The sequence below is a fragment of the Microbulbifer maximicatervae (SeqCode) genome (assembly GCF_052467615.1).
On the sequence record NZ_CP174319.1, the window covers coordinates 2,518,805 to 2,532,767 of the forward strand.

12 protein-coding genes are annotated in these 13,963 nt (G+C 43.7%); 4 read left to right on the forward strand and 8 right to left on the reverse strand.

What is annotated here, in order from left to right; genetic code table 11:
• Positions 1 to 22: 22 nt before the first annotated feature.
• Positions 23 to 808, reverse strand: a complete 786-nt coding sequence (locus ACJJIM_RS11225; RefSeq protein ID WP_444913323.1) for an HNH endonuclease — start codon at positions 806 to 808, stop codon at positions 23 to 25.
• Entirely contained in the window at positions 730 to 1,128 is a 399-nt protein-coding gene (locus ACJJIM_RS11230; RefSeq protein ID WP_444913324.1) for a hypothetical protein, read from the reverse strand. Before ACJJIM_RS11230 ends, ACJJIM_RS11225 begins: the two co-directional genes overlap by 79 nt.
• A 207-nt stretch (positions 1,129 to 1,335) precedes the next feature.
• Between ACJJIM_RS11230 and ACJJIM_RS11235 the strand changes: the two genes are divergently transcribed.
• Positions 1,336 to 2,499, forward strand: coding sequence for an alpha-hydroxy acid oxidase (locus tag ACJJIM_RS11235; protein WP_444913391.1), 1,164 nt, complete (start codon positions 1,336 to 1,338; stop codon positions 2,497 to 2,499).
• Between the two features lie 696 nt (positions 2,500 to 3,195).
• On the opposite strand, the gene ACJJIM_RS11240 is transcribed toward ACJJIM_RS11235, so the two are convergent.
• Positions 3,196 to 3,285: a hypothetical protein gene (locus ACJJIM_RS11240; RefSeq protein WP_444913325.1), complete on the reverse strand. Its 90-nt coding sequence runs from the start codon at positions 3,283 to 3,285 to the stop codon at positions 3,196 to 3,198.
• A gap of 580 nt (positions 3,286 to 3,865) precedes the next feature.
• Between ACJJIM_RS11240 and ACJJIM_RS11245 the strand changes: the two genes are divergently transcribed.
• From ACJJIM_RS11245 to ACJJIM_RS11255, 3 genes are all read left to right on the forward strand, one after another.
• Positions 3,866 to 4,519, forward strand: coding sequence for a class I SAM-dependent methyltransferase (locus ACJJIM_RS11245; RefSeq protein WP_444913326.1), 654 nt, complete (start codon positions 3,866 to 3,868; stop codon positions 4,517 to 4,519).
• A gap of 665 nt (positions 4,520 to 5,184) precedes the next feature.
• Positions 5,185 to 5,943, forward strand: coding sequence for a hypothetical protein (locus tag ACJJIM_RS11250; protein WP_444913327.1), 759 nt, complete (start codon positions 5,185 to 5,187; stop codon positions 5,941 to 5,943).
• Between the two features lie 420 nt (positions 5,944 to 6,363).
• A complete protein-coding gene (locus tag ACJJIM_RS11255) occupies positions 6,364 to 6,915 on the forward strand; it encodes a hypothetical protein (protein WP_444913328.1) in 552 nt (183 codons plus the stop codon).
• A gap of 30 nt (positions 6,916 to 6,945) precedes the next feature.
• On the opposite strand, the gene ACJJIM_RS11260 is transcribed toward ACJJIM_RS11255, so the two are convergent.
• From ACJJIM_RS11260 to ACJJIM_RS11280, 5 genes are all read right to left on the reverse strand, one after another.
• Positions 6,946 to 7,914, reverse strand: a complete 969-nt coding sequence (locus ACJJIM_RS11260) for a UDP-glucose 4-epimerase family protein (protein WP_444913329.1) — start codon at positions 7,912 to 7,914, stop codon at positions 6,946 to 6,948.
• Positions 7,915 to 8,041: 127 nt separating this feature from the next.
• The gene (locus tag ACJJIM_RS11265; RefSeq protein ID WP_444913330.1) at positions 8,042 to 8,566 is read right to left on the reverse strand and encodes a hypothetical protein; all 525 of its coding nucleotides are present in this window, start codon (positions 8,564 to 8,566) and stop codon (positions 8,042 to 8,044) included.
• A gap of 138 nt (positions 8,567 to 8,704) precedes the next feature.
• A complete protein-coding gene (locus ACJJIM_RS11270; RefSeq protein WP_444913331.1) occupies positions 8,705 to 9,595 on the reverse strand; it encodes an AEC family transporter in 891 nt (296 codons plus the stop codon).
• Between the two features lie 193 nt (positions 9,596 to 9,788).
• A complete protein-coding gene (locus ACJJIM_RS11275; protein ID WP_444907997.1) occupies positions 9,789 to 10,136 on the reverse strand; it encodes a hypothetical protein in 348 nt (115 codons plus the stop codon).
• Between the two features lie 141 nt (positions 10,137 to 10,277).
• Positions 10,278 to 13,958: an efflux RND transporter permease subunit gene (locus ACJJIM_RS11280; RefSeq protein ID WP_444913332.1), complete on the reverse strand. Its 3,681-nt coding sequence runs from the start codon at positions 13,956 to 13,958 to the stop codon at positions 10,278 to 10,280.
• Positions 13,959 to 13,963: the final 5 nt, after the last annotated feature.

Here is a 13,963-nt window from a genome sequence, read left to right on the forward strand (position 1 = left end):
AGATACTAGGCGTTATTGTCCTCTACTGGAAGCTCTTCATGGCCTGACCCAGGCTATAAATATTCCATCCAATAGATTTAGCATTCTGTGCAGCTTCAGCATCAATATAAATACCCTTTTTCTCATTGGGCCAAGCAATTTCAAATTCCGCAAGCACTGCACCTTCATGATTGACTACCTCATATCCAATTTCAGGGACCGAGCGGCCTGCCCTTCGACAGCACTCCAACAAATCATGTACGGCCGTATCAGATAATGCAAATGCATCATCCCACTCGCTCACCTTGTGTAGATGTTGCTGCCGACGAAACTTTTTAATAATTTGAATATCGCCGTAACTCACCAGCATATGCTGGTGATGCGGCTGCTTTTTATGACAATCTGCGCAAAGAGCTCGGAGGTTTTCCGGGCGGTTATCCCGTTTATTACCGTTAATATGGTGGACATGAAGAAGGGATTTATGATTAAAGAGGTCTACCCGACAATCCTGACAAACATACCTTGCTCTCTCCCGCACACTAAGTGATATCCGCTCCCAATCACTGCTATACCCTGTCCCTTTCAAATATTCATTGTGTTTGGGCAACTGGGTAAACAGTGAACTATAGGTTGCAAAGAATTCATCTATCTTAAAGCCAGTAAACACCCTGCGATCACCTGAAGTGGCAAAACCTTTATAGTTCACCAGCTTTAAATAATTTTGGCAGACTTTGAGCTTTGTCTCCCCTTTTATCTCCCTACCACCTGGGTGAGTACCGTAAATCTCAAAAACACCGGAAAGGTTATTTGTGACTTTATAGCGTTCCAAACGGCTTTTCCGTCGCATCGCTTGCAGCGTTCTACAATCCGCGACATGAAACTTCCTCCCAGAACAGGGTTTAGTTGGGCCTCAATAATCCCGACACCATGATCGGGGATATAAAGCAGAACTTGTCGCCCTTCTATGGATAAGAGTCCATTATCCGTTGCCAACTCGTCCAAGCTAATTTCTTTGCCGCGCTCAAGCTCGGTGTCCAAACTGAACTCCGCTGCGGCCATAGCTTCAATATTAAAGTCTGGGGTAAAGTCTCCCATCCGCTCTGCCGAGGCCCTAAGCGCCAGCAACTCCCGATCCAGGTCCAACCTCATGGGGCTGCCGCCAGTATTTTTTGGACAAGAAGCTCTTCCTATAATCCTGCCTTGAAATACCGGAAAGCTCCATTATTTGTTATACATCACCTCACTCGGTAGTATTGTCGAATAAGCAAAATGCATAAAAGAATTAAACCGCTACAACCTCAAGAGGCACCCTCCATATAATTGGACTAGCCTATGTTAGTCAGAAATGGGGGGCGCATGACCAGTTACAACAGCCTATTTAACCGTCACTTCGCAAGTTCAGAACGGCTTAAAAATCGAGCAAAGCAGAGAGTTCCAAAGTTTTCCTATGAATACCTAATAGAAGGCTGTATGGATGATATTGGTTTATGCCGAAATCGCCAGGCATTCGATTCTGTAAAGTTCACCCCCCAATATATCCGCCCCAACTCTACACCAAACTTAAATTGTGAACTTTTTGGGAAGCTATACAGCGCTCCATTTGGCATAGCGCCCATTGGGCTACAGGGGCTTATGTGGCCAAATGCGCCTGTAATACTTGCCAAAGCCTCATATGAACACAAGATCCCATTCATCCTCAGCACTGTATCTTCTGAATCACTGGAGCGAATTTCTGAAGTCTCACAGGGAACAGCCTGGTACCAACTCTACAACCCAACAGACCCAGCCATTCTTTCTGACCTGCTATCCCGACTAACCTCTGCCCAATACCAACATTTAGTCATTACCATTGATGTTCCTACTTTTGGCTTACGCCCCAGAGACTTCCACAACGGATTGGCAATGCCACCGAAATTGAATGTAAAAAATATCTGGCAAGCGATACTCAGGCCAAATTGGAGTCTATCCACATTGCGATACGGTCTCCCTAAATTTAAAAATCTAGAGCCTTACATTGATACCGATAACAAAAAACTTGAACTAACCGAGTTTATGAACACCACAACTATGGGCCCACTGGATTTTGACAGTGTAAAACGTATAAGAGATCTCTGGCCCCATAAACTTATTATTAAAGGGATAATGAGTGAACCCGATCTTCAACAAGCGATTAAACTCGGGGCAGATGGAGTCATTTTATCCAATCACGGTGCACGGCAACTTGATTTAGGCGAAGCGACTCTTCCCTTACTGGGACGGTTTTCCAACTATCAGGATAGGATTTCCTTGGCTATCGATAGTGGAATCAGATCCGGTGTGGATATCGCAAGTGCTTGTGGCCTAGGGGCAAACTTTTGCTTTCTGGGAAGATTTTTTATGTATAGCGTCTGTGCCCTTGGCAATGAAGGAGCCAATCATGCAATTTACCTACTTAAAGCTCAGTTAACTCAGGTTATGCAGCAAATCGGAGCTACTAATCTTGAAGGTATTTGCGGCAAGGTAGAACTAACCAACAGATGAAAAGCTCAGGCAGTTCATCCCGCCGAGTCGTGTAAGCCGAAAGCTTATACTGTTACCGCATTTTCCAATTCTTTTGGATGCCCTTCCCCCTAGAAATAGTGCTCTTCGGCCAAAACGCTGGTCAATTCAATCAATGGTTTGCATGATTTTACTGGCCTTAAATGGCTGCCCCAAGCAAAACATATCACCTCGCCTCAATGAACAGGGAATTAACTCCACTCCAGCTTTAAAGAATCGACAAACCTGTCGAAATAGCCCCGGCACAGCCCTCTTTACCAGTTGCACTATGAGCCGGGTGTCATCAGTTGAGTATGGGGGTTGTACTACAGTACTACAGCGGTAATTGTTGGATTCGTAAGGTGACGCATGCAGTAGAAAATAGCAACTCCATGCTTCCGCAGTAGGTGCTCAATTTTGAAAAAAGGTTGTAATTCGGGAATACCAAGCGATTTGGCCTCAACAGAGCAGGCCACCGCGCAAGCCCGTACGAAATATTTGTTCACAGCTGGCATAGCAGCTGTTGTAATCAACCAAGGCCAACATTAGCAGGGACGATGGCACAAGGATAGAGGCCTTTACTACCCCCTCAACAATCAACTCCTGGCCATCCCCAATAGGAATTGGTTCATATTAATCGTTTGCTAATAACAGCCTGCCCTTGTGACGATCGAACACCTTACAGGTTATCTGCCCATCTTAAGCGACCACAACAACATCCTCATGAACAGGCGTAAGAGACCGATCTACTACCAGAAGGTCACGATCAAAAATCCCAAGATTCTGCATAGAATCACCACAAGCTCTGGCCAGGAACGTGGCAGCTGGACTCGTGATCAAGTGCTGGCGAGGGAAAGCCGCAGGTAACACTACGACTGAATAAAGAAAGGAACTTCATATCGGATATCACAATACTATATATAAATACAAACTATTGTTTAGCCCCAATATTGACAACTAGTACATGTGACTTCAAAGCCACGCACCGTTTCCTAGTCTACTTAAGCCCCCATTTACACCAAAGAAGTGATAATCGCCCCACTCTATCCAGTGCAAAGCACATACATCAATCTACGCTCTGCTTTTCGATCCTTTTGTGTGCCAAAAAACGACCGAATTATAAGTAGATAATCCCCTCTATTTGCAGCACCCAAATCAACTCTAGATATCAGATACATAGAAAACCGGATAAAAACAAAGGGATATTTCAAAAAAATATCCGATGGTGCATAACACAACTTATACAGCATCGTGATACTGGACTAAGCCTACTTAAAATGTACGTAACAATTTTTTCCAAGCAATCCAGCATTGCGGAATTTTCGGAGTATACTAATGGGCGAAACAAACAACGGCAAAGTGAACACCAATGCAAGATCAAGATCTGCAATCTATCGCAAACCAACTTTCATGCCCTGAGGGGGATGCTGGTATCGATATAGGCAATAAAATGAATGTTCTCAACCAGATTATTACTAGTCAAACCATTGAGAAGTTGTCTCCCCAAAAAGGTGAGTCAATTATCGAGATAGGGCCAGGCAACGGATCTCTGTCACTACCAATATTGGAAAACTTAGGTCGTAACGGACACTATCTGGGTATTGAAATGTCGGAAGTGATGGCAGAAGAACTCCAGAGAAATTTGGCAGGAAATCATTGCACCACTAAAGTAGTTTATGGTGATTGCTTGGAGGTCCAACTTAAAAATGAAAGCATTGATGGTGTTATTGGGGTTAATCTCCTCTACTTCATTAAAGATCTGTCAATTTTTTTCAAGCATATTTTCAAATGGCTTAAACCTGGAGGCCGAGTGGCATTTGGAGTTCGATCTGACAAGTCACTTAAACAATTACCCTTTACTCAGTTCAAATTTCACATACGCACTACAGCCGAAATCAAATTCCTTATGAAAGATGCGGGGTTTAAAGCTGTTGAGTCCTCTTTTTTTAATAAGGAAATGGTTCCTTTTGGAGATACTATAATCCAAGCAGACTCAGTGATAATTACAGGGAAGAAATCTTAATTACTCATTTACCGGGCCTGGAGAAATCCATCCAGGATAAAGAAAACCCCACACTTACCTCATCTCGACAACAACTTTGCAGAACCTCCACGTCAGATAAATAGTAACCCATCACCATGAACAAATGTGAACGCCCTATTAGAATCCGGAAAAACTATTACCCCTACTTAACATGGCATTTTCTAACATGGATATACTGCAGATAGAGAAATCAACATCGTATTGAATCAAATGACACAAGCACCTAGTGAACACCCCAGGGCCGGCCCCTCTATTTTCCGTCACATATGATATCAATATAGCATCTCAAAAGTACCATTATAAATGCCTCTAAACTTTCTCTATCAGATTTCGCCAATTGGTACAAATACCCAACAAAATCAAGGTTTTGCTGGAAAAATAAATATAAAGATGTATATTCTCTCAAGAAATAAAACCAACAACCAGAAGTGATAATAGTTCCCATGAATTCAAGCCAGTATTCGGCGGTGACGCCTGCAATATATAGCCTCGCTATCCCCAACATGGAAAACTCACAGCAAGTTTTATACCGCCGCATGCATTACTTTAAAGCTAGAACACTTATTGGCAGCCCCTACAAATAAACAAAACTAAAAATCCACCAATTACGAATCTATTCAACCAAGAAAATCCATGGAAGTGATATGCACAAAATTTATATTTCTCTGATTGCTGGTTTAATTGCCGCAACAACTTACCTATATACAAAAAATTCTACAGACGATGCTAATAAACAGTCTTCCCAGACTACGATAACAGGGAACAAAGAAAATAATAATCTAGGACTTGAAAGATCAAAACAGAATCATACCAAACTGGAAGAATATACCCTTACTGGAAGTACAGCAGATGTAGACCTGCCTCCCTCAAGTCCCATGGACTCTGAAGTGGCAATAGGTATAGACCTACCTCTATCAAACAACGAAGACTCTGAGGCGGCAGCAGAGAGTGTACTGTGTGCAGATAAAATACAAAACCACTCATGCAATATAAGGCTAGATATTGACTTAGCTGAAATATTAATCGATGAAAATCTAAATGTAACAAACCTCGAAGAAATTGGGCTCGTCATCAATAGTAAAAATTATACAGATGTAATGAGTGCAATCCCCAAATTACTGTCAGAAAATATAATGAAATCGGAGGATTTTAATCAACTAGCCAGATCCACCATCGCAAACCTCAACATCGAAGTAGAGAGCGTTTTCTCATGCAATACAAAATTATGTGCAGCTGAACACCGCGTAAAAAACGACCAAGACTGGAAGTCCTTCGAAGCTAACTTCTTTACGGGTGACTCTGCCGGGAATCTGTTTGTTTCCTATGATCCAAACGATCCAAATATCAGAAGATCCATATTGGTTTTTGGAGAAGGTGCACCTGTAATCTTTAAAAAACAATAAGCCTCATAAAGAATACCCCTTGCCGACAATTACTCGGCAAGGCGGTGTTAGCAGCTTTGAATCGTATTGAATTACAACTATGACAAGACCATGAGGGAGCTATGTCTAGCATGGGCCCAAAATAATTCTACCAACCAGTGACACCTATTCCAGTTAATTCCTCAAGATTAATTAGCTAAGCCTGATAAAGGTATATTTCACTGTATTTGCCACACCTGAAGTAATCTCCCCAAATAACACTTGCAGAATATTATCTTTTGGCGTCAGCCTGCCTCTCTGATAAATCAGTGACATACTCGTACATCTGCATAACGATTCCTGAGTAAAACCCAACTAAACGACAACCTTGAGTTCCAGCCAGCGCCCCAACTATGCGATACTTCCGCCCCAAAAGAAGTGAAAAGAAAACAGGGAAGACCCATGACCAAATTCACACTAACTCTGGTAGCGGTTTTATTGGCTGGCTGTAGCTCAGTCACTCAGCTCTCGGAAAAAACGGCAGGGGAAATCAGGCAGGCCGTATCTATCCAAGCTAGTGGGGAAAATTCTGGTACTCAGTTCTCAGGGCCGAAATTGCAGGCCACTACTGATGGCTCTGACCTGAACCTCTACTACTACAACCTCCGTGCATTTGAACCCGCTACTAACGAATCAACGAAGTACCACCTACAGATCCATATCACCTATCGCAAGGCGTGGCGTCACTATGAGTCTGCGGAGTTAAATAGCGGACAGCCAGTAGAGACGGCTCCTATTAACAAAAATGTCCTTCAATGCGTAAGTGGCAATGAATGTATGCTTGAAGAGATTCTGGATATTGCTCTCACTGAGGAACAAATACAGGCTTCGGTGCGCAATCGAGATAAACTCAAACTTAAACTGAGAGCAAGATCCGGGCACAGCTCTACCATTGAGGTTCCAGCAACCTACTTGCTTGGTTTTTACGCTGCGGTTGCCAATTACGAGGGGTGACTACCCCTCTCCGTAGGCAATAAATGTTGACTAAGTGCTCTTTTGCGGGGTCTGAGAGCTTCCTGCCTGGCAATATGCCTGTGCCGTCTCCGCCAGACCTTCACCTAAGGCCACCGGGGGGGTCCAGTCAAGTAACTCTTTGGTTTTAGTGATATCCACTTGTAGTGAACCGCACAAGCGCTCGGCAACTGCCCCCTTTCCTATTAGCTTCAGCGCACTGGTGAGTGCGAATTGGGGAAGAGGCAATAGTCGAGCATCACATCCCATGGCATGGGATAAACCACGCAACAAATCTGTTACCGATACATCCATATCATCGGATACCAGAAATACCTGGTTTGCCGCATTGGGATGAGAAATACAAACGCGGATCAGGTCGATCAAATTGCCGATAGATACCAAGCTTCGGCGATTATGAATAGCCCCTAGTGGCAGCGGGATCCCCTTGGTAAGCCAACGCATCATCGCTTGAAAGTTCGCCTTGACCCCAGGGCCATAGACCAGAGGTGGTCGGATAATAACAACTTCCATCCCCGTAGACTCAGCCAGCTCAAGCAGTGCGTCTTCGGCCTCTTTCTTTGAAATCCCATAGGGATCCGTAGGATCACATTGTTCATCCGCATTAAATGGTAAGCGGTTGTCGGTAGACTCCCCGTTAACCTTAATAGAACTAAGATAAATAAAACGTCTAACACCGGATGAAGCCGCCTGCTGTGCCAGCTTGATAGTACCCCCGACATTCACCCGACGGAATTCTTCCAGAGGGTTAGCAGAGGTCTCCTCCATTACATGGACGCGCGCAGCGGTGTGAATGACTGTATCTATATCGACAAGCGCCTGTGCCCAATCCGTATTGCTTGACAGGTCACCAATCTGAAAGCCACCCTCAACATCTCGGCGATACACCGGCAAAACCTGGTAACCGTCTTTGCGAAGCTGCGGCAAGAGTGCGGTTCCCACAAAGCCACTAGCGCCGGTTAGTAATATACGTCCTTTCAATGGGGGCCTATTTCTTAGCTGTAGAATTCACGTTAGTTTACACGGACCACTTTTTCGACACACCTTTATCTCGTCAACTACATAGTGAGCATGACAAACTATCCAAGCATCGCTGGCTATTAGAACTCTATTCAATACCACAAAGGCGTTCTTTGTCAGTAATAGCATTTTTAAGCCGAGCCCGGACATTCTTCAGGGCTCTCCCATGTGGAGCTTGAGTATCCGGCCTGCCCCAGCGGGCTTCCCAAGCCTCCCTGGCTTGTAAACAGGCTTTCGCTTGCTTGTACTTCCAGTTCGCCTCCTCGCAAAGAGACAACCCTTTGGGTGACTGACGATCACAAATCTGGTGGTATTTTTTATGGGCTATCTTTTCCTGAAAGTTCTTGGCAGTAGCACCTTCAAAGTGGCGGATCGGTGGCGCTTGTACTTTCCTATCCAGGCCAACCTGCTTATCCGCAGCACTATCCAGATAGAGCGCGCGAAAAGACGTAACAACCAAAAACTCTTCACTATCATACTGATCACGATGGGAGCTGGTTAATAGCCCTGGAGGATGGGGAGTTGCAAGAACAAGAAGCGGCACAGCCAGCATGAAAAGTAGCAACGTCAACAGCAACAAGAGTGGCCGCCCAGTCAAAATCTGTGTTGGCATTGAAGTCTGGAGCCTCCCTAAATAATCTACCTACGGCTGTGAATTCCGTACTGTGAAGGCCAAATGAACAACACACAGAAGTTTAGTGAACCACCTTATCACTCCCAAATAGCCTGAAGCTCAGGCACTAGCTATGAACTACTGTACCCAATAAGTCAACACAACAGGCAAAATAAAAATGCTCATAATAGTTGAGAGGAAAATAATACCGGATATCTTCGGGGTATCTTGGGGGCGATAAATAGATATCCAGAGGTAAGTACTAACAGCGCATGGCATAAGGGATTGCAGAATAAGCACCCCTCGCATAGCACCCGTAAAGTTAAACAGATTGGTCAAAATAAGCGCGACGGCGCCACCGAGAATTATGTGCCCAATAGCAAAGACCAATCCAATCTTAATATCACCCAGCTTAATTTGAGCCAGGCTATGTCCGAGAGTCAACAACATTAGAGGGATTGCCATGCCGCCCAAGATATTAAGAGAAGACATGACAGGCTTTGGTAAACTTATATTAAAAATCAATGCAACTATAGAAAAAACCACACTATAAATTGCTGGACTAAGCATAATTTCCTTGGCAGACCAACTACCCGATGTTACTCCAGGAGCAACCACAAAGAAAAAAATCATTCCCACAACAACAAAAGCAATTCCGTATAGAACTCCCGCATGTCCAAATGCTAACGCACATACTGCGAGGCCGATATTGCCTACATTGTTCATACTTAGACAAGAAAAGTAAGTACGTATATTTTGCCTAAATAAAGATAAGAATAGAAGGGCTAGCACTGACATCAACGAGTACATCAGGAAGGCGGCCAACAGCATCCATAGAAATCTACCCAATACTATCTGCTGGCCCAGCATATGATCCAATATCAGCGCCGGATAACCAATATGAGCCATTAATTTGGATACCATTTTGGAATTTAATTCTTGCTTACTTACTGCAAACAGGTATCCAATAAGAACGCAGATAAATACGGGAATAATAACTTCAAATACGTTCTCAAATAGGGTTCTCATCGAACATCAAACTCCCTCTGCCCTACTTCTCAGCACTGCGTAACAAGCACCCCTTTAATACGCTGACAGCCCCACCAGAACACATAAAAAAATCGATAACATATTTACCTTCTAATATCCCACAGAATTAAGCAGGCAAAATTGCGATGTTCTGACAGATTTTCAAGTCAGAAACTGCAACCATAAAAAATGCCTATAAATTCAACTGCAACTCCTTAAGGTTTAAGGTCGGAGTGATCCATATTTCAGCATCAAAGGCCGCAAAAAATTTTTCATTATAGGTCATCAACTGATCTTGACAGTTCTCCTCAAAGATAAAAATTGCTGCACGCTTTCCTTGCTCCAAAAAGAAATAGGAAGCCTCAGGATTGGCTGAGGCGATAAAATCATTCATCGCTACAGACATACTATCATCAGCAATGGACTTGTTGCCGGCCTTTGCCGGTATCAGGATTTTCATTAATAGGCGCATTTTGATCCTAGCAGTTGTCGAGTTTGCAGGATCAAAACATAGCCTTTTCACTATCCAGCTGCGCTGCATTAAGTGACAATTCTCAGAGCATATCAGTGGTGATTTACAACTGATATTCAGTAAGTAGCCTTTTCCTTCCGGCCAATAGTATTACTACCTGAAGGCGCCATCGAATCTCTACAGCATGCCCCAGGGAAGAGAAAACATGACTTAGGTAGTCACCAAGTCACTGGGATCGCTCCCTTTCTTTGGCTTACGCTCAATCCACTTAATCCATTTTAAGTCCTCTACCATAGTTGTATAGATGACCGGCACCAAAAATAGTGTTCCAAAAGTGGCCAAGATAAGGCCGCCAATTTGCGCAAAACATAATGGCCGCCAGAGGGGGCCTCCGTGAATAGCTAAGGGGATCAAGGCGAAGGTCGTCGCTGCAATAGTGATTAAAATGGGGCGCAGTCTAAGAATACCTGCATCAAGTAATGCCTGACGAAGCGAATCTCCTGCAGTATGACGCATCTCAATAAAATCAAATAGGACAATAATATGACTGACAATGACGCCTATTAGGCTCACTATCCCTAAAAACGCCATAAAGCCAAATGGCTGACCAGATATAAACAACGCTACTAGTGCACCCACCATACCTAATGGAACCGTGGCGAACACTACCAGAGGCTTTATCAAACTACTAAATTGGAATACCAAAGCAAGGTATATTGCACTGGAGGAAACAGCCATGATCATTAGTAATTGCAGGAATCCATGACGAGTACTGGCTGCATCTCCAGATATCTGCAATTGATATCCAGCAGGCAAAGAATTTGAGAGTTCTTTTAACTCTTTTTGAACACCAGACATAATATCTGATGAAATAAATCCGGAATATGGAAATGCATAAACAGTAATCGTTCGAAACTTTTCCAATCTATATATTCTTTCTGTCGAAAAGAGAATGGAAGTGGTTGCCACTTGTCTCAATGGAATATGAATATCGCTATCAGATGCGAATACATATAGATTATTGACATCCTCCAACTGCCCACGCTCCGCCAATCGAAGCTGAGCAACAATAGGTATTTCCTTATCTCCCTGACGCAAGGTATCCACTGTAGATCCAGTAAAACCAGAAGACGATGCCAGAGCGATATCAGCATTGGTTACGCCCGACATCTCAGCTCGATCTTCTAACACATTCATATTCATTACTAGGCTTTTTCCAGCCCAATCAGCGCGAACCACTCGAGCATAGGGAGATTTCTCAACAATTTCTTTAACTTTTGCAGCATATCCTCGCAGAAGTGCTATATCCTTCTCCTCCTCCAAAGACCCTACTGCCACACGTCCCGAGACTCTTATCTCGACAGGATGATCAACAGTACTCGTTTGTAGCTGGCGAACATCCAACTCCGCCCCAGGAATTCGTTCAGAAAGAGCGGTCTGGATAATTGGAACCAGAATGGGAGTCAGATACTTATCACTTAATCGAACGATTATTTGTCCATAATTAGATTGCTTTTGTTGAGGATTAGATGTGTACCAAAAGCGTGGTGCCCCACCGCCTAAGGTACTGCTAATCCCCTCCAAAATGGGTCCATCACTCTTTTTTATATGCTTCCGTTGATACTCTTCAATAGTTTCTCTAATTATTTCCTCAGCGACTTTTGCCACACTATCCGTTGCATCAATACTCGCATCATTTTGCAACCAGATATCAACATAAAATAAATACTGAACATCAGCAGGAAAGAATGCATTCCTCAGCTGGCTTTTTATAACCACACCCAATACAAGAATACCCAAAGCGATTAATATAACAATTTTTCTGTTGCTAATAGCCCAGTCCGCTGCTCGATAGTAGCGTCCGGTAAGCCCTTCTCTCCTCCGCACCTCCAAACTTCGCTCTGCTTGCTCCGGAGGACGTAGTAACGTATTCCCAAGAAAAGGGATAAATGTCATGGAGACAATACGGGATGCAACCAATGCACAAACCATCACGATAGGAAGACTATGTAGAAAATCCCCCTGATTCCCCGTTAGCAATAAAAACGGTAAATACGCAACAATATTTGTCAGTGTCGCAAAAAAAATCGCCTTAGCCAGCAAAGTTGGCCCCAACCAAGCAGCAATGATAGAGGGTTTACCGGATGCCATTTGCCGCTTGATCGCATCACTCGCAACTACTGGGTCATCGACTAAAAGCCCCAGAGCTATTATTAACGCAGCAATTGACACCTGCTGAATATCTATTCCCAGCAACTGCATAAATCCAAAGGTCATCGTTAATGTTACTGGTATAGATATCATTAACAGTACAGCAGATCTCCAATCTGAAAACCCGATAAATGCAATTATCACAACTAAAATAATCGCCTCTATCAAAGCTTCTAGAAAGAGGCTTACACTCTCTCGCACTTGACGCGGCTGATCAGAAACTCTTTCAATAATAAGGTCTTTGGGTAAATCAACCTTAACCTTTTCCAAGACTGTGCTAACATTGCGACCAAGCTCGCCTATTTGTTTGCCATCCAGCATCTGCACAGAGAGGTTAATGCTGCGACTACGCTGCCAGTCTCCATTTTCATCTTTATTTACGTAGTAATTTAACAGGGGCGGTGGCGCTTGATACCCCATAATAATATCGACAATTCCGCGCAAATATACCGGCGTTCCTGTATCGCTTAAGGCCACCGGAACATTGGCAATTTCTTCGTGATTATTAAATTCACCACTGGGCATAATAGCGATACCCAAATCATCCGAAATAATGGTACCGCCGGGAATAGTTGTATTGCGGGCATTGAGAATAGGGGCAATCATGTCAGGTCGCAACCCATAGGAGGCCAGCCTTTCCTGCGAATACAGTAATTTTACTTCCTGAGTCAGCACACCAGTTCTTAGCACTCTTTTTACTTCCGGAATGGCCCTTATATTTGCTGCAATAAGATCAGAGAAATCATCAAGTTGACGATAGCTATATTTCGCACCTGCCACTTTCATTAAATGGTCGCGAGTATTGGCCAGATTACGAACCACAAAAGGGTCCCAAGCATCGGGAAAGAATCTCTGGGCACTTAGCTTATCGGATAGGTATCTTTTTGTTGCCGCTAGTAATTCACTATTACTTTTATCAGATAAAAAATCCAATCCCAAATAACCGGCCCCATTTAAAACTTCAAATCCTGTTCCATAGCCCTGAGCTTCAAGCCAATTCGCAAAGATCCATAGGCCTGTAGCAGAGTACGTATCTGCTAAAGATAAAGGAAGGGCAACAACGATACTCACCCGTCCCTTACTATTTGACTCTTGCCCTCGAACCTCTGAAATACCCTCCCTAATATCCTCCGCACGTAGTGTAATTTCAGTAGGCCCAGCACGGGGGCTAGCAACACTGAGTAATATAGCTGCAGTATCACCAAACTCCGAGTTCAGAGAAATTTTGCTAGCTCCAGATGGCAATTGCTGCTGAGCATCAATCAGCTTCAGATTTAGATCATTAAATGCTTTTGTAACATCGGTTTTCGGTGCCAACTGCGCTTGTACGATAGAGACACCATTTAATGTAAGGGACTTTATTGCAAAGGTCCGTGAGTCTGGCTCGTGAAGATATTCACTCTGCGCTATAGCTTCCTCAACCTTTCGAGTTACCAACTCTTCAACTCTTACTGCAGATTGCCCACGCCAGTGAGTTGTTGCTACAGCAATACGCACAGGAATATCTGGATCTTTGCTTTTCGGCATAAAGAGATAAGCAACTACCCCCCATACCAGAACAGTAACCAGTAATGCAGCAGAAATACTCGGGTTGTCTACAAAAAAGCGTGCAGTATTAAAGCGATGGTGGCTCTCCGCTTCAATAATTTCCGCCTGTCTTTTTTCTTCCTGATCTGTCATTCCCT